Source organism: Enterococcus sp. AZ140, from assembly GCF_051714405.1.
GTDB lineage: Bacteria > Bacillota > Bacilli > Lactobacillales > Enterococcaceae > Enterococcus_B > Enterococcus_B pernyi.
Genome location: NZ_JBIORU010000001.1, coordinates 871,235 through 891,329, shown reverse-complemented (window position 1 = coordinate 891,329; position 20,095 = coordinate 871,235). Strand labels below are relative to the sequence as shown.

18 protein-coding genes are annotated in these 20,095 nt (G+C 39.1%); 3 read left to right on the top strand and 15 right to left on the bottom strand.

Annotated elements, in window-relative coordinates; translation table 11 throughout:
- Nucleotide 1 precedes the first annotated feature (1 nt).
- Nucleotides 2-730, bottom strand: coding sequence for a DNA/RNA nuclease SfsA (gene sfsA / locus IGJ39_RS04225; RefSeq protein WP_195339122.1), 729 nt, complete (start codon nt 728-730; stop codon nt 2-4).
- Nucleotides 731-903: 173 nt separating this feature from the next.
- Between sfsA and IGJ39_RS04220 the strand changes: the two genes are divergently transcribed.
- From IGJ39_RS04220 to zwf, 3 genes are all read left to right on the top strand, one after another.
- The gene (locus IGJ39_RS04220; protein WP_010735968.1) at nt 904-1,248 is read left to right on the top strand and encodes a DUF4828 domain-containing protein; all 345 of its coding nucleotides are present in this window, start codon (nt 904-906) and stop codon (nt 1,246-1,248) included.
- Between the two features lie 379 nt (nt 1,249-1,627).
- Complete coding sequence (locus IGJ39_RS04215) at nt 1,628-2,275, top strand: metal-dependent transcriptional regulator (protein WP_010735969.1); 648 nt, start codon at nt 1,628-1,630, stop codon at nt 2,273-2,275.
- 14 nt (nt 2,276-2,289) lie between these two features.
- Nucleotides 2,290-3,813 carry a glucose-6-phosphate dehydrogenase gene (gene zwf / locus IGJ39_RS04210; RefSeq protein ID WP_029593992.1) on the top strand — a complete coding sequence of 508 codons (1,524 nt, stop codon included), beginning with the start codon at nt 2,290-2,292 and terminating at the stop codon, nt 3,811-3,813.
- A gap of 91 nt (nt 3,814-3,904) precedes the next feature.
- Here the strand turns inward: zwf and ileS are convergent, their stop codons facing one another.
- The 14 genes from ileS to ftsL form a co-directional block, all read right to left on the bottom strand.
- Nucleotides 3,905-6,697 carry an isoleucine--tRNA ligase gene (ileS, locus tag IGJ39_RS04205; protein ID WP_019722915.1) on the bottom strand — a complete coding sequence of 931 codons (2,793 nt, stop codon included), beginning with the start codon at nt 6,695-6,697 and terminating at the stop codon, nt 3,905-3,907.
- A 244-nt stretch (nt 6,698-6,941) separates the two neighbouring features.
- Nucleotides 6,942-7,649 carry a DivIVA domain-containing protein gene (locus IGJ39_RS04200; protein ID WP_019722916.1) on the bottom strand — a complete coding sequence of 236 codons (708 nt, stop codon included), beginning with the start codon at nt 7,647-7,649 and terminating at the stop codon, nt 6,942-6,944.
- A 20-nt stretch (nt 7,650-7,669) separates the two neighbouring features.
- Entirely contained in the window at nt 7,670-8,452 is a 783-nt protein-coding gene (locus IGJ39_RS04195; protein WP_065095675.1) for an RNA-binding protein, read from the bottom strand.
- 35 nt (nt 8,453-8,487) lie between these two features.
- Nucleotides 8,488-8,757, bottom strand: a complete 270-nt coding sequence (locus IGJ39_RS04190) for a YggT family protein (RefSeq protein WP_019723315.1) — start codon at nt 8,755-8,757, stop codon at nt 8,488-8,490.
- A 30-nt stretch (nt 8,758-8,787) separates the two neighbouring features.
- Entirely contained in the window at nt 8,788-9,387 is a 600-nt protein-coding gene (locus tag IGJ39_RS04185) for a cell division protein SepF (protein ID WP_019723316.1), read from the bottom strand.
- Nucleotides 9,387-10,073 (bottom strand): YggS family pyridoxal phosphate-dependent enzyme, encoded by a 687-nt coding sequence (locus tag IGJ39_RS04180; RefSeq protein WP_019723317.1) that lies wholly within the window; start codon nt 10,071-10,073, stop codon nt 9,387-9,389. The genes IGJ39_RS04185 and IGJ39_RS04180 overlap by 1 nt, the downstream gene beginning before the upstream one ends.
- A gap of 15 nt (nt 10,074-10,088) precedes the next feature.
- Nucleotides 10,089-11,336 carry a cell division protein FtsZ gene (gene ftsZ, locus IGJ39_RS04175; protein ID WP_010735977.1) on the bottom strand — a complete coding sequence of 416 codons (1,248 nt, stop codon included), beginning with the start codon at nt 11,334-11,336 and terminating at the stop codon, nt 10,089-10,091.
- Between the two features lie 21 nt (nt 11,337-11,357).
- Nucleotides 11,358-12,686 (bottom strand): cell division protein FtsA, encoded by a 1,329-nt coding sequence (gene ftsA, locus IGJ39_RS04170; protein WP_019723318.1) that lies wholly within the window; start codon nt 12,684-12,686, stop codon nt 11,358-11,360.
- 154 nt (nt 12,687-12,840) lie between these two features.
- Nucleotides 12,841-14,016: a cell division protein FtsQ/DivIB gene (locus IGJ39_RS04165; protein WP_019723319.1), complete on the bottom strand. Its 1,176-nt coding sequence runs from the start codon at nt 14,014-14,016 to the stop codon at nt 12,841-12,843.
- Nucleotides 14,017-14,030: 14 nt separating this feature from the next.
- Complete coding sequence (murG, locus tag IGJ39_RS04160; RefSeq protein ID WP_019723320.1) at nt 14,031-15,119, bottom strand: undecaprenyldiphospho-muramoylpentapeptide beta-N-acetylglucosaminyltransferase; 1,089 nt, start codon at nt 15,117-15,119, stop codon at nt 14,031-14,033.
- 18 nt (nt 15,120-15,137) lie between these two features.
- Nucleotides 15,138-16,508 carry a UDP-N-acetylmuramoyl-L-alanine--D-glutamate ligase gene (murD, locus tag IGJ39_RS04155; protein WP_019723321.1) on the bottom strand — a complete coding sequence of 457 codons (1,371 nt, stop codon included), beginning with the start codon at nt 16,506-16,508 and terminating at the stop codon, nt 15,138-15,140.
- Nucleotides 16,509-16,520: 12 nt separating this feature from the next.
- On the bottom strand, nt 16,521-17,483 hold the full coding sequence (gene mraY / locus IGJ39_RS04150) for a phospho-N-acetylmuramoyl-pentapeptide-transferase (RefSeq protein ID WP_019723322.1): 963 nt from the start codon (nt 17,481-17,483) through the stop codon (nt 16,521-16,523).
- A 16-nt stretch (nt 17,484-17,499) separates the two neighbouring features.
- A complete protein-coding gene (locus tag IGJ39_RS04145) occupies nt 17,500-19,692 on the bottom strand; it encodes a penicillin-binding transpeptidase domain-containing protein (RefSeq protein ID WP_019723323.1) in 2,193 nt (730 codons plus the stop codon).
- Nucleotides 19,693-20,091 carry a cell division protein FtsL gene (ftsL, locus tag IGJ39_RS04140; protein ID WP_010735984.1) on the bottom strand — a complete coding sequence of 133 codons (399 nt, stop codon included), beginning with the start codon at nt 20,089-20,091 and terminating at the stop codon, nt 19,693-19,695.
- Between the last annotated feature and the right edge of the window lie 4 nt (nt 20,092-20,095).

The window sequence follows — 20,095 nt, the reverse complement described above, 5'->3', positions numbered from 1 at the left end:
TCTATAAATTAGGATCTTCAAAAACTGTATTTAGGTCAAATGGGATTGCTTGTTTCAATACCACTTGTTTTTCTGTTACTTGACAATTATATACGATTACTTGAACACCTGCTTGTTGAGCAAAACGAAAAGCAGTAGCTAATTCTGGTTGCATCTGTTCATGGATCGTTGCTTGATGCAAGTGTTCAAATTGTGCAATAAAAAGAATATAGGTCTCATAGCCTTCTTGATGCGCGCGGATCAATTCATTGACGTGTTTAAGTCCACGAATGGTCGGTGCATCGGGAAAAGCACCTATTGCTTTGTTTTCCAGGGTCATCCCTTTGACCTCTACAAATGCTTTTTGACCGCAACTTGTTTCTAAATAAATATCGAATTTAGACTTTCCAAAGGTCACTTCACGTTTGTAGAACTCAATATCACCATTTAAATTTGGTAAGTGGATCGTCCCATCTAAAATTCCATCAATCGCTAATCGGTTTGGTAACTGACTATCGATATTGAACCACTGCTGCTCTTTTTTTACAGCAATTAGATCATAGGCAGTTTTACGTTTTGTTCCAGGAATGTGTACTAACGCCACCTCTGCACCAGGAAGCAACAACTCTTTGCCTCTACCTGTATTCTTAACATGAGTTTTGACTACTTCTACTTTTTTGTTCAAACAAAAAGCAATAAAGCGATTTGGTCGTTCAATGAAGTAAGCAATTTCAACATCTTGGTAGTCCAATAGTCATCACCTGTCTCCCTACTACTGTATCCTACCATATTTTTACTAAAAACACTTGAAAAACCAGTCGAAAGTCTTAGAGAAATCATGCACTTTCTTTAGTAAACTATAAGAAAAGGAACAATAAGCAAAATATGCTTTTATCATAAATGAAGACAAAGGAGTGGAAAAAAATGAAAAAAAGAATCATCTATATCCTACTTGCCGGTATCGCAACACTTGCTGGAAAAAAAGTACTCGATCATAAAAAGAAAGAAGCACAGGTCGATCATTTGAATAAATACTGTGGAACTTGGTCATTTACGGATACCAGCCAAACACACCATGAACTGACCATCCATTCTGATTATTCGTTTTGGCTTGATGACCGTTCTTTAGGAACACTATTAGTCGAAGTTACCTCCGAAAAATTGATAGTTAGAGATCAGTACGGTTTTTACCTAACGTTTTCTTACAACGACATGTTACTGTACGATGAAGCAAATGATTCCGCTTATTTATTATCTAAAAAATCATGATTATCCTAGCTTAGTAGATGATACACTGCCAATCACTTCATTAACGTACTTCTTTTTTATAAAAACGAGACAAAGGGTTTAGAAAATTGCTGTTTTCTAAACCCTTTGTCTCGTTTTACAAGTTTCATCCATGCAATTTCCTCTAGGTCACAACGATCGAACAAATTATGCTATGATAAGAGCAAAGTACTTTTCAATTAGCGGCTATTTGATCACTATACATCTCAAACAACTACTTAGAAAGATGGACAAACGATGGCATACGAAAAATAAAAAAACCGACATTTCCGTCCTATTTTTTTCTCATAAAATAGTCAATTTGTGTTTTTTTTGTTACACTTACAAGTGATGGTTTCTTACCATGAAAGGATGATCGCATATGACACCAAACCGAGAAGATTATTTAAAAATCATTCTGGAATTAGGCGGTGACACAACAAAAGTCAATAATAAACAAATCGTTTCTAGCCTAGCAGTGTCACCTGCTTCAGTAAGCGAAATGATTTCTAAACTCGTTAAAGAAAAACTAGTCGAACACTCTCCTTACCAAGGTGTACAATTGACTGATAGCGGACTGATAAAAGCAAGTAGCCTGATACGTAAACATCGATTATGGGAAGTTTTTTTAGTCGAACATTTAGATTACAACTGGAATGAGGTTCATGACGATGCTGAGGTCCTTGAGCATGTGACTTCTGAACAGCTTGCGGATCATTTAGAAAGTTATTTAAATCATCCTAAACATTGCCCACATGGAGGCATTATCCCTAAAAAGGAACAGGTTGTCCATGAAGAGCGTCGTCAAACACTGGAATCCTACCCAGTCGGTACCAAAATTCGGATTGCTCGTGTCCTTGATGAAAAGGAATTATTAGACTATTTAGTCACAATCGATGTCAATATTGATGAAACTTATGAAATTACTGATGTAGCGGCCTATGAAGGACCAATCACCATCCAAAATAAAACTAAAAAAATTCCTGTCAGCTTTAAAGCCGCCAGCACAATTTTTGTTGATAAACTGTAAAGGAGATTACCCAAATAATGAATGAAAAAAACGTATTATTTACTATATTTGGCGGTACAGGAGATTTAGCACAACGTAAATTGTATCCTTCCCTTTTTCGTTTATACAAAAAGGGCAACTTGAGTGAACATTTTGCTGTGATCGGTACAGCACGTCGTCCTTGGAGTGATGAACACTATCGTGAAGTGGTTAAAGGAACAATCGAAACATTGAATCCTTCTGCCGAAGAAGCCGAACGATTTGCTAGCCATTTTTATTACCAATCTCATGATGTCAATGATTCTTCTCATTACCAAACATTAAAAGAATTATCTGATCGTTTAGATGAAAAATACCACTTGAATGGTAATCGAATGTACTATTTAGCCATGGCTCCACAATTTTTCGGAACGATCGTTTCACATTTGAAATCTCAGAAAATCATCACTGAAACTGGCTTCAATCGATTGATTATCGAAAAACCTTTTGGTTCTGATTTCCATTCAGCCTTTGAATTGAATGAAAAAATTCGACAAGTCTTTCCAGAAGACGATATTTTCCGTATTGACCATTATTTAGGTAAAGAAATGATCCAAAATATCTCTGCAATTCGCTTTGCCAATAATATTTTTGAGTCTCAATGGAACAATCGTTACATCGACAACATCCAAATCACTTTTGGTGAGAGTTTAGGTGTTGAAGATCGTGGCGGCTACTATGACCACAGTGGTGCGTTAAAAGATATGGTCCAAAATCATATCCTTCAAGTATTAGCATTACTTGCGATGGAACCACCCGTTGCCTTTTCCGAAAAAGAAATCCGATCAGAAAAAATCAAAGCGTTAAAAGCGATTCGTATTTATGAAAAAAAAGAAGTCTTAGAAAATTTTGTACGTGGGCAATATGCTGCAGGTCAACTAGATGGCCAGACATTCAAAGGCTATCGTGAAGAAGACAACGTTGATCCAGAATCAACAACTGAAACATTTGTTGCTGGAAAATTCACGATCGATAATTTCCGTTGGTCTGGCGTACCGTTTTATGTACGTACTGGGAAACGTCTTACTGAAAAAGGTACACGAATCAATATTGTCTTTAAACAAGTACCTGTCAATGTATTTAAAACATCGATCGACGAACCTTGTAATGATCCAACGTTACCACCAAATGTTTTGACTATCTATATTCAACCAACAGAAGGTTTTTCATTTACATTAAATGGAAAAAAAGTTGGTCAAGGCTTTGCCACCGATCCAATCAAACTGGAATATCGTAATAGTGCTGAAATGGTCGAAAATAGTCCTGAAGCGTATGAAAAGCTTATGTTAGATGCATTGAACGGTGATAGCACCAACTTCTCTCATTGGGAAGAAGTCGCACAATCTTGGCATATCGTTGACGTGATCCGCCAAGTTTGGGATCAAGTACAACCAGATTTCCCGAATTATAAAGCTGGTTCTATGGGTCCTGAAGCAGCATTCGAGCTTTTAGAAAAAGACGGGTTCGAATGGATCTGGCAACCAGATCATTGGTACCGTGAACGTGGTAAATTGGATTAGTGACCAATCACTTGCTATTCGCTTAAAAATACTCTTTGATGTAATAAAAACAACCAAACACAAGATGTGTTTGGTTGTTTTTTACTAACTTCTATTCAAAACCTTCTGCGACTGCTTCTGGATAGAATTCTTCAACAAGCTGTGCGCAACGTCCGCATAAGTGTGGTAATTTTTCATCAGTTCCGACATCTTTACGGATTTGACGGCAACGATCACATGTTTCACCTTCTGCTTTTTCGACTAAAATCGCTACATCATCAAAGACTAAAGCATTTTCAGGCGCTTCAGTGTTTTCTGGCATAATCGTAAAGTAGTCTGGTGAGACGATCAATAATTGAGGAATGTCAGCAGCAACTGCTGTCAATAATTGATTCACCTGTTGATTTGGATAAATCGTTAATTTTGCTTCTAATGATTTTCCGATCAATTTACTATTTCTTGCTTCTTCTAGTGCTTTTAAGACTTTATCACGGAAATCCATGAAGGCCGCCCATGTATCTAATAACTCATCTTGGTTAGGATATTCAACATATCCTGGTAGCTCACTTAATTGAACATAAGCTTCCTCTTCTTTTAAGAAGGACCAGATTTCCTCTGTTGTGTGAGGAATGATCGGTGTCAGTAATTTTGTTAATGAAACAGCCGTTTCGTAAAAAACAGTTTGCATACAACGACGTTGATGATCATGTTCTGCTTCAATATAAACAACATCTTTTGCAAAATCAAGATAGAAAGAAGAAAGATCAACTGTTAAGAAATTCATCACTGTGCGATAGATTTGCATAAAGTTATACTTATCATATCCTTCTTCACGGATTTCTTTGATGACTTGATTTAAACGAACTGTCATATATTTATCAACTGAACGACGATCTTCATACGCTACTGCATCTTTCTTAGGATCAAAATCATCCGTATTTGCTAATAGGAAACGCATCGTATTTCGGATTTTCCGATAAACTTCAGCAACTTGACCTAAAATATCCATAGACACACGAACATCTGCTTCGTAGTCCACACTAGATACCCATAGACGTAGAATATCCGCACCAAATTGTTTGATGACTTTATCTGGAACGATCGTATTGCCTAATGATTTACTCATTTTTCGACCTTCGCCATCTAACGTGAAGCCTTGGGATAAAACTGATTTGTATGGCGCAACACCATTGATCGCTACACTTGTAGTGATACTTGAATTGAACCAACCACGATATTGATCTGAACCTTCAAGATACATATCTGCTGGGAAAGATAACTCAGGGCGTTGACGTAAAACAGCTTCATGAGAAGAACCTGAATCAAACCAGACGTCCATGATGTCTGTTTCTTTAGTGAATTCGCCATTTGGCGATCCTGGATGCGTAAAGCCTTCAGGTAGTAAGTCCTTCGCTTCTTTTTCAAACCAAATGATTGAGCCATGTGCCGCAAATAATTCAGCGACATGTTCAATCGTCTCAGGGGTAATGATCGCTTCGCCATTTTCAGCATAAAAAATTGGTAGAGGGACGCCCCAAGCACGTTGGCGTGAGATGACCCAATCGCCGCGATCACGTACCATATTGTAAAGACGTGTTTTTCCCCATGGAATGATCCAATCAACTTTTTCCACTTCATCAAGAATGTTTTGGCGGAAATCATTGATCGAAGCAAACCATTGTGGTGTTGCACGATAAATGACAGGTTTTTTAGTACGCCAGTCATGTGGGTAACTATGGGTGAAGAAATCCAATTTCAACAAGGCACCTTTTTCTTGTAATAGATCCGTGATCATTGGATTTGCTTTGTCATAAAAGATCCCTTCAAATCCAGGCGCTTCATCAGTAAATACACCTTTAGAATCAACGGGAGAAACAACTGGTAATTTGTAACGATTTCCAGCAATATAGTCATCTTCACCATGCCCAGGTGCGGTGTGGACTAATCCAGTACCTGCATCCAGAGTCACGTGATCTCCTAAAATCACTAAAGATTCACGATCATAGAATGGATGTGTCGCTGTCATGTATTCCATCTCTTGTCCTGCAAATTCTTTTAAGACTGTGACTGTTTCCCAGCCAATTGCCTGTTGCACCGTTTCCATCAAATCTTTGGCAACGACAAATTTGCGGCCATCAGCTTCTACTAAGACATACGTAAATGTTGGGTTTACAGCAATCCCTTGGTTAGCTGGTAATGTCCATGGTGTCGTGGTCCAAATAACGAAAGCAGTATCTTCTTCCAAAAGACCTTTGCCATCTTTCACAGTGAAGGCGACGTAGATTGAAGGAGATTTGACATCTTTATATTCAATTTCAGCTTCAGCTAATGAGGATTCACTAGACGGTGACCAGTAAATTGGTTTTAATCCTTTATAGATATATCCTTTTTCAGCCATTTTACCAAACACACGGATCTGTGCAGCTTCATAGGAAGGATCTAAAGTGACATAAGGATTTTCCCAATCACCAGCAACGCCTAGACGTTTAAAGTCTTCTCGCTGTTTGTCTACTTGTGAAAGGGCGTATTCACGACATTTTTCCAAGTATTCAGCCATCGTCATTTCTTTTCTTTTAATCCCTTTGTTCGTCAACACTTGCTCAATCGGCAAGCCATGCGTATCCCAACCGGGAACGTACGGCGCACGAAAACCAGACATTGATTTTGAACGGATGATGATATCTTTACTGATTTTGTTTAAAGAATGCCCTAAATGGATATTTCCGTTTGCATACGGAGGCCCATCATGAAGAATAAAGCTTGGTTTGCCTTCATTCAACGCTTGTCTTTGTTGATAGATTTGATTTTCTTCCCATTCTTTTTGCCACTCACCTTCACGGTTCGGCAAATTCCCACGCATAGGAAAACTTGTTTTTCCTAGTTGCAAGGTTTCTTTCATTTTCATACAAACACTCCTTAACTATAGTTTACAGAACGCAAAAAAGCATGTTCATCCTAGGGACGAACATGCCGTGGTACCACCCAAATTTAGTTACGATCGTAACTCTCGAAGACCGATAACGAGGTCAGCCGCTATTTCTTACTGTCGTTCAGAAATAAAGCAAGTAGAGGATCTTTCACTTTGCAGGGTCTTACCAATCTTACACTGTCATTGGCTCGCTTTAAGAATGTCAAAATGCTTTTCTGTTCTACTCTTCTTCGTATTCTCCAGGAATGATCGAAAGATCGATTGCTTGCGTATCAAAAGCAGTCACTGGAGACTCGTATACTCCTGTTTCAGAGTGTACATCACTTTCAATTTCATTGTCAAGCTGTTTTGCCAAAACTTCTTTGATTACTTCATGGCTGTCTGTTACATAACTAGAGAATGGTTGTAAAATCTCATCCCATTCTGGACTTTTCACTTGTTCAAGTTGTGATTCCAACATCAAGCTGATTCGTTGATGGAATACACGTGTTTTCTTCTTCAAATCTTCTGTTTCTGTCGCTAGTTGTCTTGCTTTTTCAGTTGCGTCTGTCAAAATACGACGTGCTTTTTCTTCTGCATCCGTTGTTAATTGATGTGCGCGTTTTTCAGCGTTTGCTACCATTTCGTCTGCTTTATTTTGCGCAGAAGTCACGATCACTTCTGATTCTTTACTTGCGCTTGTTTTTACTTTGTCGGCTGTATCTTGTGCCACGATAATCGATTGATTCAACGCATCTTTCAGTTCATTGAAGTATTCAAGTTTTTCTTCTGAATGCTTCACTGCTTTTTCTAACTCACGATTTCTTTGTGTTACTTCTTCGTAATCACGAACAACTAAATCTAAGAAATCATCTACTTCGTCTTGATTATATCCCCGCATTTTTGTTGGGAATGTTTTATTTTGAATATCTAATGGAGTTAAAGCCATGAGTAAACCACCTTCTTGTTTTATTTACGTAATACACCAAACAACACCCTGCACTTGTCTTTCTTTGTTTTCCCCTCAAGGTCTTGGATTTGTATTCTACCATATCCTCTGATCGAAACAATATCTAATAACTCAAGCAAAAAATCCGGTTTTGTATTTTCTGTCCAATTCACTTTTACTTTCCCCGATTCGATCAGTTGCTTTGAACGCTGTCTTGAAATATTATAAATTTCCGAAATCACACTATCCAGTCTAAGTGAACTGACCGTACCTCTTTCTTGAGTCCAGCTGTCTTTTGGCAAGATCATATCTGTGTAATTGATCTCCTCTAAGCGAACAGCCACTTTGCCAATTTTAGTCACTTGATTAACGACAAAATGATCGATTTCGTCTGCAATGAAAACTTGCCATCGGTCATCATCTGAAATAATATCACCGAAGTAAGAACGTTTGATCCCTGTGCCAACTAGTGTACCTAAAATCTTTCCATGACTCAAACTGGCAAATTTACTTGGGTAATGGATTTCATATAACGACATTTCAAAATCATCGTCAACTGGTTCATAGTAGTCTGGGAAAATCAAGCATCTTTTCCGTTCTGCTTGCTCATAGCCACCGTATAATTGAAAACGCAAGTCACTATTTTGGCGAATCAAGGTCTCCAAGATGTAACATTGTCTTGGGTCAAGAAATTCTGTCAGATAAGGTGCATACTGACTCTGGACCTGTTCGATCCAATCTCCGACAGAGTCAATAAACGGACGTTCATCTACTCGGAAATGCTGATACACATTCGTATCCACTTGATTCCCTCCTATATATCCCTGGTTGTTCTACACTAAATAGCGAACGTAATCATCCATAAAACGATATGCTGCAATCCTTGGACAGCAAGATTTAAAATCACAATTGATGCTAAGATCGTAAAATCCATTGGTCCAAATCTTAAAGGCAAACGATCGAATAGGCTGATATATGGTTCACAAATCTTTGCTAATATACGTCCAAGGCTAGATTGATACCCTCCTGGAAACCAAGATAGTAACGCATAAACTACTAGGATCATGCTATAAAAGTATGCAGCACGTGAAATTAAATTAAGTAACATAAAAAGAATATAAATGTTTGCTCCTCCTCTTTACAGATCAAACATACTTCCATCTGCGAAAGATTGAGCCGTTGAACTATCGATTTCCAGACCAGCTGGTGTGCAAAGGAAAATCTCATCACCTACTCGTTTGATATCGCCGTCTAACGCATAAACTGTCCCTGTTAGGAAATCCACGATACGTCGAGCCTGCTTTTCTTCTACTAACCGAAAGTTGACTAATGTTGCTTCTCCCGCAATGATCCTTTTAGCAATCGTCATTGCTTCAGAGTAGGCACGAGGTTCCATCACTGTGATTTTTCCTGCTAACTGTGTGTTAGGTTGAACAGATGGTCTCGTTTGTCGTTGGTCTTTTTGCGTATTTTTTGTAGAAGTTTGATGTAATTCGATAATTTTTTTTGTTTCGTTCGTCGGCGCATTCTCACGACCAACCGGACGAGATGTCGTCGTTGGGCGTTGTTTTTTTTCAATCGGCTGTGAAACAGCTGGAGAATGTTGTTGATACTGTGTGTTTGATTTAGTTGGCTGCTTAGCAACCTGTTGTTGTTCAGGATAATCTTCGTATTCGTACTCTTCTTCATCAGCTAATCCGAAAAAATTAGCAATTGCTCCCCTGTTTAAAAGTGGCATTATTCTTCCTCCTCGTCTTTGAATAGCGCTGTTCCTACACGGATAAATGTAGCTCCTTCTTCAATTGCAAGTTGAAAATCTTGGCTCATCCCCATGCTCAGTTCGGTACATGGTGCATGTGTGTATTGTTTTGATTGGGCAAGATCACGCAATTCTCTCAGCGTTTCAAACACTTTACGAATTTGTTCAGCAGAAGCGTCCTTCGGTGCCATAGTCATAAGTCCCACTACCTGTATATTTGGATAGGCTGCTAAAGATTCTAAGAAAGGTAGAAGCTCCGCTGGTGAGATACCGTGTTTCGATACTTCACCAGACACATTGACTTCCACAAAACAAGCTAGCTGTTTTTCTAATCTTTTTTGGATTTCTTCTGCTAATTTCAAACTGTCTAACGCATGAAAGTAATCAATTTCATTTACAATCAATTTTACCTTTCTGCGTTGTAAATTACCAATTAAATGCCACTTTACTTCAGAATATTTAAGCAAATCTTGTTTTTTTTGCAACAATTTATCGACACGATTTTCTGCACAATGTGTGACTCCAGCATTGATTAATTCTTCAGCTTGGAGTGATTCTACAGATTTTGTAACAGCTACTAATGTCACTTCTTTCGGGTCACGATGAACAAGAGCACACGAATCCTGAATGTCTTGCTTGATATTCTGCAAGTTGTCAGCAATCATGTGCTCTTCCTCCTTTTATTTTTTACGACGGAAAAACGGCGGTGTATTCAATTCGTCGTCACCTTTTGTTTTTGTTTCTTCACGATTGAATGTATCAAATTCTTTTTTCTCAATAGTTTCGTAATTAGACTCATCCACTTTTGGACGAACATTTTGTTCGCGACGGATGTCCCAATCACCAAAACTGCTTTCATCTTCAGCAGTAATTGGTTTTGCTTGGTCCATGTCTAATCGATTGCTTTGAGCAGAAGATTGCGTTTGAGTTGACGTTTGTCTAGCTGGACGACTAGACTTCCGTTCCTTTTTTGTTTCATCAATACCTGTAGCAATGACCGTTACACGGATTTCATCGCCCATTTCTTCATTGATCGATGTACCTAAGATGATATTTACATCGCCAGTTGCTGCATTTGCTACGATATCTGAAGCATCTTGTGCTTCGAATAACGTCATATCCAAGCCACCAGTGATGTTCAATAGGACTTGTTCTGCCCCATCGATCGATGTTTCTAATAATGGAGAAGAGATTGCTTTCTTCGTTGCTTCGATCACGCGTTCTTCACCGCTTGCTACTCCGATACCCATCAAAGCAGTACCTTGGTTTGCCATCACTGTTTTCACATCAGCAAAATCCAAGTTTACGTAACCTGGTGCAGTGATTAGATCAGAGATACCTTGCACACCTTGGCGTAAGACATTATCTGCCTCGCGGAATGCTTCAAGCATTGGTGTCTTTTTGTCAACGACTTCAAGAAGACGGTTGTTTGAGATGATCAATAATGTATCAACGTTTTCTTTCAAACGTGCGATACCTTCCGCAGCAAAACGGCCACGTTTTGGTCCTTCAAATGTAAATGGACGAGTGACAACACCTACTGTTAATGCGCCTAATTCTCTAGCGATTCCAGCAACGATTGGTGCAGCACCAGTACCAGTTCCACCACCCATACCTGCAGTGATGAAGATCATGTCTGCGCCTTCTAATGCTTCACGTAAAGATTGTTCACTCTCTTCAGCTGCTTTTTGGCCAACTTCTGGTTGTGAACCTGCTCCTAAACCACGTGTGTATTTAGGGCCTAATTGGATCACTGTTTCAGCTTTTGAATTTTTTAATGCTTGAACGTCTGTGTTGGCAGTGATAAATTCAACACCTTTAACGTTTTCTTCAATCATACGGTTTACAGCGTTTCCGCCTCCACCACCGACGCCGATTACTTTGATGACTGCGCCGTCATTGATGTTATTATCAATTGAGAATTCCATGTTTTTTTCCTCCCACGATGATTAATCAAATATATTGGTAAAAAATCCTTTGATTTTACTTGTTACGTTTTCGCCAGAATTTTTTTCTTCTGGTTCTTCGTTATACGTTGTTTCTTCTGCCACATCGTATTGTTCATAAGATGTGTGAGCTTCCGGCTCATTGGTTGTATAATGAACAGGTGCTGATTCACCCATAACAGCGATTTTAGCTAATTGGTATACTTCACTTAAATTCGCCGAGTAATCAACGATACTGATCACGTTTGTAAATACTGGATTTCTTAGACCCATTTGATTTGGTACATAAAGCTTCACATTTACGCCAAATATTTCCTGTGCCAAATCAACGACACCTGGAAGGCTAGCTGCCCCACCAGTCAATACGATACCACCAGGCAGCTCTAACGCTTCGATTTGATCTAACGCTTCTTTTGCTTTATTGAAGATTTGTTCCATTCGAGCAGAGATCACTTCTGATAGGTAATGTTCATCGACTCGAACAGGTTCAGTTTGGCCGATCACATCTACCGGAAATTCTTCTTGCTCTGAGGTACGTTCTGGATATGCATCCCCGTAATTTATTTTTAATGCTTCTGCATTGTTGAAGGAAGTATTTAACACAATGGAGATATCTTTTGTGACAAATTCGCCACCTTCTTGATCTAGGCTCGTGAATTTCAACTGTTTGTCATGCATGACAGCTGTTGTTGTTTGTCCGCCACCCATATCGATAACGATTGTACCAAAATCTTTTTCTCCATCCGATAGAATTGATTCAGTCAACGCTAAAGGTGTGATCACTAATTCATTGACGATCAATCCCGCATTTTCAACACATTTACGAATGTTATGAATGATTGTTTTTGGTCCAGTAAATAATAGACCATACATTTCTAATCTGACACCGATCATCCCACGAGGATCTTTGATGCCTTCGAATCCATCTACCGTAAAGTCCTGTGGTAAAATTGACACGATTTGACGTTCAGGAGGTATTGAACGAACCAGTGCAGCTGAAGCCACATTGCGGACATCTTCATCGGTGATTTCTTTTGAATCTCCGTTTACTGCAATCATCCCTTGGCAGTTTTCTACTTCAAGCATGTTTGCTGGTAGACCCACGCTTACACTTTTGATTTGAATGCCGGCTTTTTCTTCTGCTTGACGCACTGCTCGCTGTATCGCTTGTACTGTTTTATCGATATCAACGATGATGCCTCGGTTAATCCCTTCTGATTTTGCGTTCCCTACTCCAATAATATTCATTTGGCTGTCGATATATTCAGCCACGACAACTTTGACAGATGTCGTTCCAATATCAAGGCCTACGTACATTCCTGTTTTTGCCATGAATGGGATTCCCTCCTACTTAACTATTCCATATACATGCGAACCAATAACGTCCGTTTTAAAAATATACTTTATAGATATATTCACTGTTTCCAATTTTACCATAAATTACCAGTTTTTAGAAAGTAGATTATCACATTTTACAGTGGTTTTCTTAATTTTCATCTAAACTTGACGAAGATGGGGTCGTATTTTCATTCGTTGGATTCATTTCGTCTTGATTCTCACTTATTTGAGACTCATCAACGCCTGTTTCTGGAGTAGAAGTTTGATCCGCAGTTTGCGGATTTTCATCTGTACTTTCTTCTGATCCATCTTCTTGCGCTTCTTCGCTATTATTTGAGTAAGGGTAAGAAAAAATCCCTACTTCCATATCGATCACACCATTTTCTTCCATTTCGCTAGCTACTTGCGCATAAAAATTCATTTGCGTTGCTAAGTTAGTAATATTGACGATCACTTGGTTCCCATCGTTCATATTCAGCTGGATCAAATTTTGATTCGTATTACGCGGCGTATATTTGATTTCCGAAATGGCTTTTTGTAACTCTGGAGACAATTTATTATATTCTTTTGCTAAATCTTTGATTTTTGTTGAGTCAGTAAATCCTTCTAGGATCGGCAGATTTTTTGTTGGACTTTCAACTATCTCATCCAACACTGTTCCATCTTCGATCACAGGGCTATATTTTCCGTCCGTTAAAATCAAAGCAATCTCTTTATATTCAGTGACAGACAGATCAAATGTATTGACACTACTAAAACCGATCGTAGCAGATTTTATTCGAGGCTGCTCTTTTTTCAAATGATCGATGTAACTTTGGCGCTGCCAATACTGTCCCCAAATATGCTGATTCAATGCCAATTGCGTATCCTTCAATATTTCTTCTTTCGAAACAACTTCATTTCCGGAAATAGAAACGCCCTCTAATTTGCTCAACGGGGAAACGTAATAAATCAAAAATAACAAAGGAATCAAAAGAATGGAAATGATTAAACTTAGCCTTTTGTATAAAACTTTGTTTCGATAATTTTTTAAATTAGGCAAGCGATCGATAAACGAACCATTATACGGTCCCCCGTCTTTCTTATGTTCGATTTCTTCATAGTCTAATAAATCATCTTCTTCAACAAGCAGTTCTTCTTTTTTAGGAGGTGTAGGTTCTTTTTGTTCCTCTTTATGCTCGCTTTTTTCACTTGTTCCTGTCTGATGATCTGTGTGTTCTTTATGTTCTTCTAAGTATTTTCGGTTGGCCATTTGCCAAGGCGTCAGCGAGTTTTCATCGTTTGACTTCTCAGGCATTTTTTTTGTTTCTTTTTTCTTACTCATCTATGACCACCACCTTATTCTATGATTAACGATTTTGCTAGTTGATACAAGCGCTCAGACGCATCCGGAATACCTAATGTTTTAGAGGCAGTTGACATGTTTTGTTGCAGTGATTCATCTGTCATGATCTCATTTATCGCGGCACCCAACGAATCACCATCCAGCTCTCCATCCGCAATCATCTTAGCCGCCCCAACTCGAACGAGACTCATCGCGTTTTTTGTCTGATGATCGTTTGTCACATAAGGACTTGGGATAAGGATCGCTGGTAACCCAAGTGCGGTCAACTCAGCAATGGAGGTTGCTCCTGCTCGTCCGACCAATAGATCACTTGCCGCCATCACCGCTGCCATTTCATTGATGTAGGGTTGAATACTGATATTTGCTTTTGTTTCTCCTAACTTTTCCTTAATGCTTTGATAATAACGTTCTCCTGATGCATAAAGGATCTGATAATCCGTCGCTTCAAATGTATCCAAATAAGAAGTAACAGCTTGATTTATTTTTAATGCTCCTTGGCTTCCTCCAAAAATCAAGACTGTTTTCTTCTCAGGATCAAGATCAAATTTTTTTAGAATATCTGTTTTCATCGTATCTGCAACTTCTTGTGCTCGCGGGTTACCGATCAAAACTGATTTTTCCTCCGGGAAAAAAGTTGCTGCATCTTTAAAAGAAAGCGCGATTCGATCCACATAACGACTTAGAAATTTATTTGTCATCCCCGGCACACTATTTTGTTCATGGATGATTGTCGGAATCCCTAACTTAGCAGAAGCATACACAACTGCCCCAGAAACATACCCACCGGTTCCGATCACGATATCTGGTTGGAATTCTTTTAGTATTTTTTTCGCTTGATGGATACTTTTTAAGAATAATTGGATCGTTTTGACATTAGCTAGTGAAAACTTTCGCTGAAATCCTTGGATCTCTAAGGTATGAAAAGGAATCCCAGTGGTTGGAACGATTTTGTTTTCCAAACCACGTTTTGCACCTACATACATAAACTCGGCGTTCGGCTCTTGTGTTTTCACATAATTGACGAAGGCTAGCGCGGGATAGATATGTCCACCGGTTCCTCCACCTGTTACCAAAATTTTCATAGTTATTATCGCTCGTTTCTACTTTTCTATTTTTAATTTTCTAACGGCTTCCATAAAGCGATCACCACGGATCTCAAAATTAGGATATTGATCCCAACTTGCATTGGCTGGTGATAATAAAACCACATCTCCTGGCTTGCTATTTTCTAAAGCTACAGGAACCGCAGCTTCCACAGACTCTGCTGTGCAGATCGTTGGTATGCCCGCTTTTTCACCAGCATCTTTCAATTTATCTTTGGTTTCACCAAAAGTGATCAATCCCTTCACACCTTCAAGTGATGGAATGAGTTCATCAAAGCTATTGCCCCGATCAAGTCCACCGGCGATCAGAATCAATTTTTCTGGTTGAAATCCGCTTAATGCCATCTTGGTCGCTAAGATATTTGTGGCTTTCGAATCATTGTAAAATTTACGTCCTTGGACCTCACCGACATATTGTGTACGATGTGGTACGCCATGAAAATGACTCAATGTTTCTTTAATTTCTTCATTTGAGATATTGTATTGTTTTGCAACAGTAATAGCTGCTAACGCATTTTCGACATTGTGTGCCCCTGGAACACCTATTTCTGAGATCTCCATGACTTTTTCTTTGTCGTAATAAATAACTCCTTCAAAAGAATAAGCACCTGTTTCTAAGACTTGATCTGTCGCAAAAGGTAACACTTTCGCTTTTGTTTTTTTACTTAGTTCCTGTAATTCTTTCTGATTCCAATTCAGTACAAGATAATCCTCTGACGTCATGTTTTTTTGCAAGTGCCATTTAGCTTTGACGTAGGCTGGACGAGAGCCATGATAGTCGATATGTGCTTCATAGATATTCGTGATCACTGCAATGTGAGGACGAAGATCAGTAATCCCCATCAATTGAAAACTTGAAAGTTCCATAACAATCTTGTCTTCCGGATTAGCTTCTTGTGCCACACTACTTGCAGGGAAGCCAATATTACCAGCTAAACGAGTGATACCTGCTGATTTCCCCGCATTCAACAATAACCCAGTCATTGTTGTTGTCGTCGTTTTTCCGTTGGTGCCTGTTATGCCGATAATTGGGCATTCCGCTACTTCGTAAGCCAGTTCAACTTCCGTAATTACCGGAATACCCATTTCTTGAGCTTTTGCAACTAATGGATGTGTGTAAGGAATACCTGGATTTTTGACCAGCATTGAAAATTTTTCATCTAATAATTCAATTGGGTGACTACCAGTCACTACTTTGATCCCTAAAGAAAGCAATTCTTGTGCTTCAGGATTTTCATCAAACGGTTTTCCGTCATTAACGGTGACAAGTGCGCCCAGTTCATGTAATAACTTGGCCGCACTGAATCCACTTTTTGCTAATCCTAATACAAGGACTTTTTTATTTTCATAAGTTGTTATTTTTTTCATTCTCGTCATCTCCTACCATACGATCCACAATGTGATTAATGAAGTAATTACACTTGTTATCCAAAAGACAGTATCTATCTTCCATTCAGACCAACCACTCATCTCGAAATGATGATGGATCGGTGACATTTTAAAGATTCTTTTACCAGTCAATTTGAAAGAAGATACTTGTAACATCACGCTAGCTGTTTCGATGACATACATCAGACCGATCAATAGTAATGTCCATTCCTGATTGAGCATGATCGAGATTGCTGCTAACAATCCTCCTAATGCTAAGGAACCGACATCCCCCATGAATATTTTGGCAGGCTTGCGATTATAGACGAAAAATCCTAGTAAACCACCTAAAACACTCAAGCAGATAATTAAGACATCATACTGCTGTTGGTGCCAAGCGATAACTGCGTAGGTCAAAAAAGAAATACTTCCTAATCCAGCTACTAAGCCATCAATACCATCTGTTAAGTTAACAGCATTGGAAAAGCCAACTAACCAGAAAATCGCGAATAATCCGTACAACCAACTTAATGGAAGATCAATTCCAAAAAAATTCAGTGTTCCAGGGTATCCTTCACCACGATAAACGAAATAAAAGATGATTCCCCCAACAATTTGGCCAATCAATTTTTGCTTTGAGTTCAATCCCATATTTCTTTTCTTGAAGATTTTGATGAAATCATCTAAAAAACCAATTGCTCCATATAGGGCAAGTACAAAAAGTAGGATGAAAAGAGTAGGCGTCAACTGTTGTTGCCAAGCGCCTACCCAGATACCAGTCAAGAGCGCACTGACTAAAAACACCAATCCCCCCATCGTTGGAGTTCCGGCTTTTACATTATGCCATTTAGGTCCTTCCTCACGAATGGCTTGGCCTTGTTTTTTCATTTGAAAATAACCAATAAATAACGGCATTGTTGCAATCGTCATTGCACAACTACTCGCAATGGGAATTAATGTTTGTGTCAAATCCATGCTCTCTTCTCTCCTATTATTCTTTTAGATGGAAACTTAATGTTTCATCAGATATTTTTTCATAAGGTGCGAGGCTTTGTTCTGTACAGTAACCATCACCGTGGAACGTCACTTCGACACCAAGTATTTTTCCTAATTTCATGATATCCGCCTTTGACCAACCTGTCACATCAGGCATCAACGCAGTACCACCACTATATAGAATCAATTTTTCTCCCGATATCAGCTCATCCCCATTTGCTGTGGATTGCGCTTCTACCTTATTTCCATCGCCAATGACTACTGGTTGCAAACCACTCTTTTGTGCATCAGCAGCGGCAATATCAGGATTTAAATTACGATAGTCAGAAACAGTGATATTTTCCGTCTTTTTCTCTTCTGGCGTAGCTGTTTCCGCTTCTTTGAAATCCATTGCTCGTTTCAGTAATGGGTTCGCAATTTTTGCTAAAGCCGTGCGGTCATACGTCTTAGGATGTTTCATTGTCAGATAAAGGACATATTCGGGATCTTCAGCTGGTACCATTTCGACGATCGAATACAGATACGCGGTATCACCCGTTAGATAACCTCCTGTATCAGAAGCAATCTGGGCTGTTCCTGTTTTAGCTGCAATATTGTATCCCGGAACATTATATACTCCGTAAGCACTACCGTAATTTTCATTTTCTATGACATCTCGCATATACTCACGAACTTTTTCTGTCGTTTCTTTTGAAAATGGCTGTCCTAACACTTCCGTTTCAGTAGAGACTTCTTCTCCAGTATTTGGATCAACGATCTTACTAATGTAACGTGGTTGGATCATCGTGCCGTTGTTGGCGATCGCAGTGAAAGCTTTCATCATTTGGAAATTCGTAACACCAATCGCTTGACCATACGCACTCATCGCTTGGTCAACGATATTAGCAGTTGGTAAAGCACCCGCAACTTCATCATCCAAACCAGAGTGAGTACTTTGCCCAAATCCTAGTTTTTGCAAATAGTTATACCACTTGCCACCTAAACGCTGTTCCAACATTACCATACCGACGTTACTCGACCATGAAAGAGCTTGACGCATGGTCAGCATTCCTTTTTTACCAAAGTCATGGTCATTGATCGTGGCATCAGCTACTTTGATCTGTCCGGATAGGAAAGACTCATTTTCATCGAATTTACCTTCTTCGATCGCTGCTGCTGTCGTGAAGACTTTGATTGTTGAACCTGGTTCATAAGAATCTTGTACAAGGATGTTACGCCACACAGCATCTTCACCAGTCAACCCTTCCATCGTCTCAGGATTGAACGTCGGGCGTTGGCTCATCGCAGTGATCTCGCCAGTTTTAGCTTCCATCAATATCGCAGTCAATTCTTCAGGTTGATATTCTTCATTGACTTGATCCATCAATGTTTCTAAGTAACTTTGCAGACGACTATCAAGAGTCGTATACACATCTTTACCGTCTGTTGCCTTTTCTTCTTCTGCTACAGTACCTGGTAATGGATTTTGGAAATTATCTTTTTGATAGTAGATCTTTCCGTTTTGTCCACTCAAAATATCATTATAAGCAGATTCGATCCCAAGTCGGCCGACCAAGCCATTTTCTTTTTCATCCGGTACCGCGTAACCAATAAAATGGGAAGAAAATACTCCACTAGGATACATACGTGCAGGGTGGTTATCGAAATAAAGCCCAGTAACATCAGCTGCTTTCATTTCTGCTTCGATGTTTTGTTTCGTCTCTTGGGTGATATTACGTCCATAATTCCCAAATTCTACTTGGTAGAGATTTTGCTCGGCTCCATCGCGTAGCACCTTCAAGGCTTTACTTTTTTCCATTGAAAGGTTCTTGCTGATAATATCCGCAAGTGTATCGAAATCTTTTTCTTGTGCATATAATTTTTTGTTTCCAGTCGTGTATGTTTCGGAAAGAATGGCTTTGATCGAGTAAGACGTGGCATCTTCTGCTAGTGCCACCCCATTACGATCAAAGATCGTGCCTCGTTTTGCCTTGACCTCTTCACTACCTTGATAAAGCTGGTTCGTTTTTTCTTCTAGTGATGTGCCAGCCACATGTCCACCGATCACGATGTAGGCAAAACGAACGGCAAATAAAAAGAACAACCCAATACTCGTAGCAAATAAAATGATACCTACTTTTTTGCGATTGTTCATCGGATTTAGATTTTTCTTTTCCATAAACCGCCGGAATTTATTTTTAAGACTCATTTACTTCACTTTCCTTAAATTGTCGTCATTGATTGACAACCCTTTTTCTTCTGCGATTTTTTTAACACGCTCGGTACGAGAAAGTTCACTTTTCTCTTGTTCCAAACTGATTTTTTCTTGATTTTTTTCGTTATATTCAACCTGTAACGCACCGATTTGCTTTTCCATACCACTAATATTGGTTCGTAACATCACTGTTAATACGCAAAGTGCGATGACAGAAAAAGCAATACACACTACGGCAAGCTTTTCGAAAATAGAGATTTGCTTCAAGCGTTTTGCTGGAGATTGAGGAAGAACGATTTCTTTCTCTGAGGGTGAATCTGGCAGAGGTTGCTCTGGTAGTTCAATTTCTTGTAAATCATATGGATATTGTTGGACTTTCTTTAGTTCTGCCATTCTT

Coding starts and splice junctions, on each gene's coding strand:
- IGJ39_RS04220 (WP_010735968.1), top strand. CDS start 904: ATGAAAAAAAGAATCATCTATATCCTACTTGCCGGTATCGCAACACTT.
- IGJ39_RS04215 (WP_010735969.1), top strand. CDS start 1,628: ATGACACCAAACCGAGAAGATTATTTAAAAATCATTCTGGAATTAGGC.
- ileS (WP_019722915.1), bottom strand. CDS start 6,697: ATGAAAATGAAAGAAACCTTGCAACTAGGAAAAACAAGTTTTCCTATG.
- IGJ39_RS04200 (WP_019722916.1), bottom strand. CDS start 7,649: ATGGCTTTAACTCCATTAGATATTCAAAATAAAACATTCCCAACAAAA.
- IGJ39_RS04190 (WP_019723315.1), bottom strand. CDS start 8,757: ATGTTACTTAATTTAATTTCACGTGCTGCATACTTTTATAGCATGATC.
- IGJ39_RS04185 (WP_019723316.1), bottom strand. CDS start 9,387: ATGCCACTTTTAAACAGGGGAGCAATTGCTAATTTTTTCGGATTAGCT.
- IGJ39_RS04180 (WP_019723317.1), bottom strand. CDS start 10,073: ATGATTGCTGACAACTTGCAGAATATCAAGCAAGACATTCAGGATTCG.
- ftsZ (WP_010735977.1), bottom strand. CDS start 11,336: ATGGAATTCTCAATTGATAATAACATCAATGACGGCGCAGTCATCAAA.
- ftsA (WP_019723318.1), bottom strand. CDS start 12,686: ATGGCAAAAACAGGAATGTACGTAGGCCTTGATATTGGAACGACATCT.
- IGJ39_RS04165 (WP_019723319.1), bottom strand. CDS start 14,016: ATGAGTAAGAAAAAAGAAACAAAAAAAATGCCTGAGAAGTCAAACGAT.
- murG (WP_019723320.1), bottom strand. CDS start 15,119: ATGAAAATTTTGGTAACAGGTGGAGGAACCGGTGGACATATCTATCCC.
- murD (WP_019723321.1), bottom strand. CDS start 16,508: ATGAAAAAAATAACAACTTATGAAAATAAAAAAGTCCTTGTATTAGGA.
- mraY (WP_019723322.1), bottom strand. CDS start 17,483: ATGGATTTGACACAAACATTAATTCCCATTGCGAGTAGTTGTGCAATG.
- IGJ39_RS04145 (WP_019723323.1), bottom strand. CDS start 19,692: ATGAGTCTTAAAAATAAATTCCGGCGGTTTATGGAAAAGAAAAATCTA.
- ftsL (WP_010735984.1), bottom strand. CDS start 20,091: ATGGCAGAACTAAAGAAAGTCCAACAATATCCATATGATTTACAAGAA.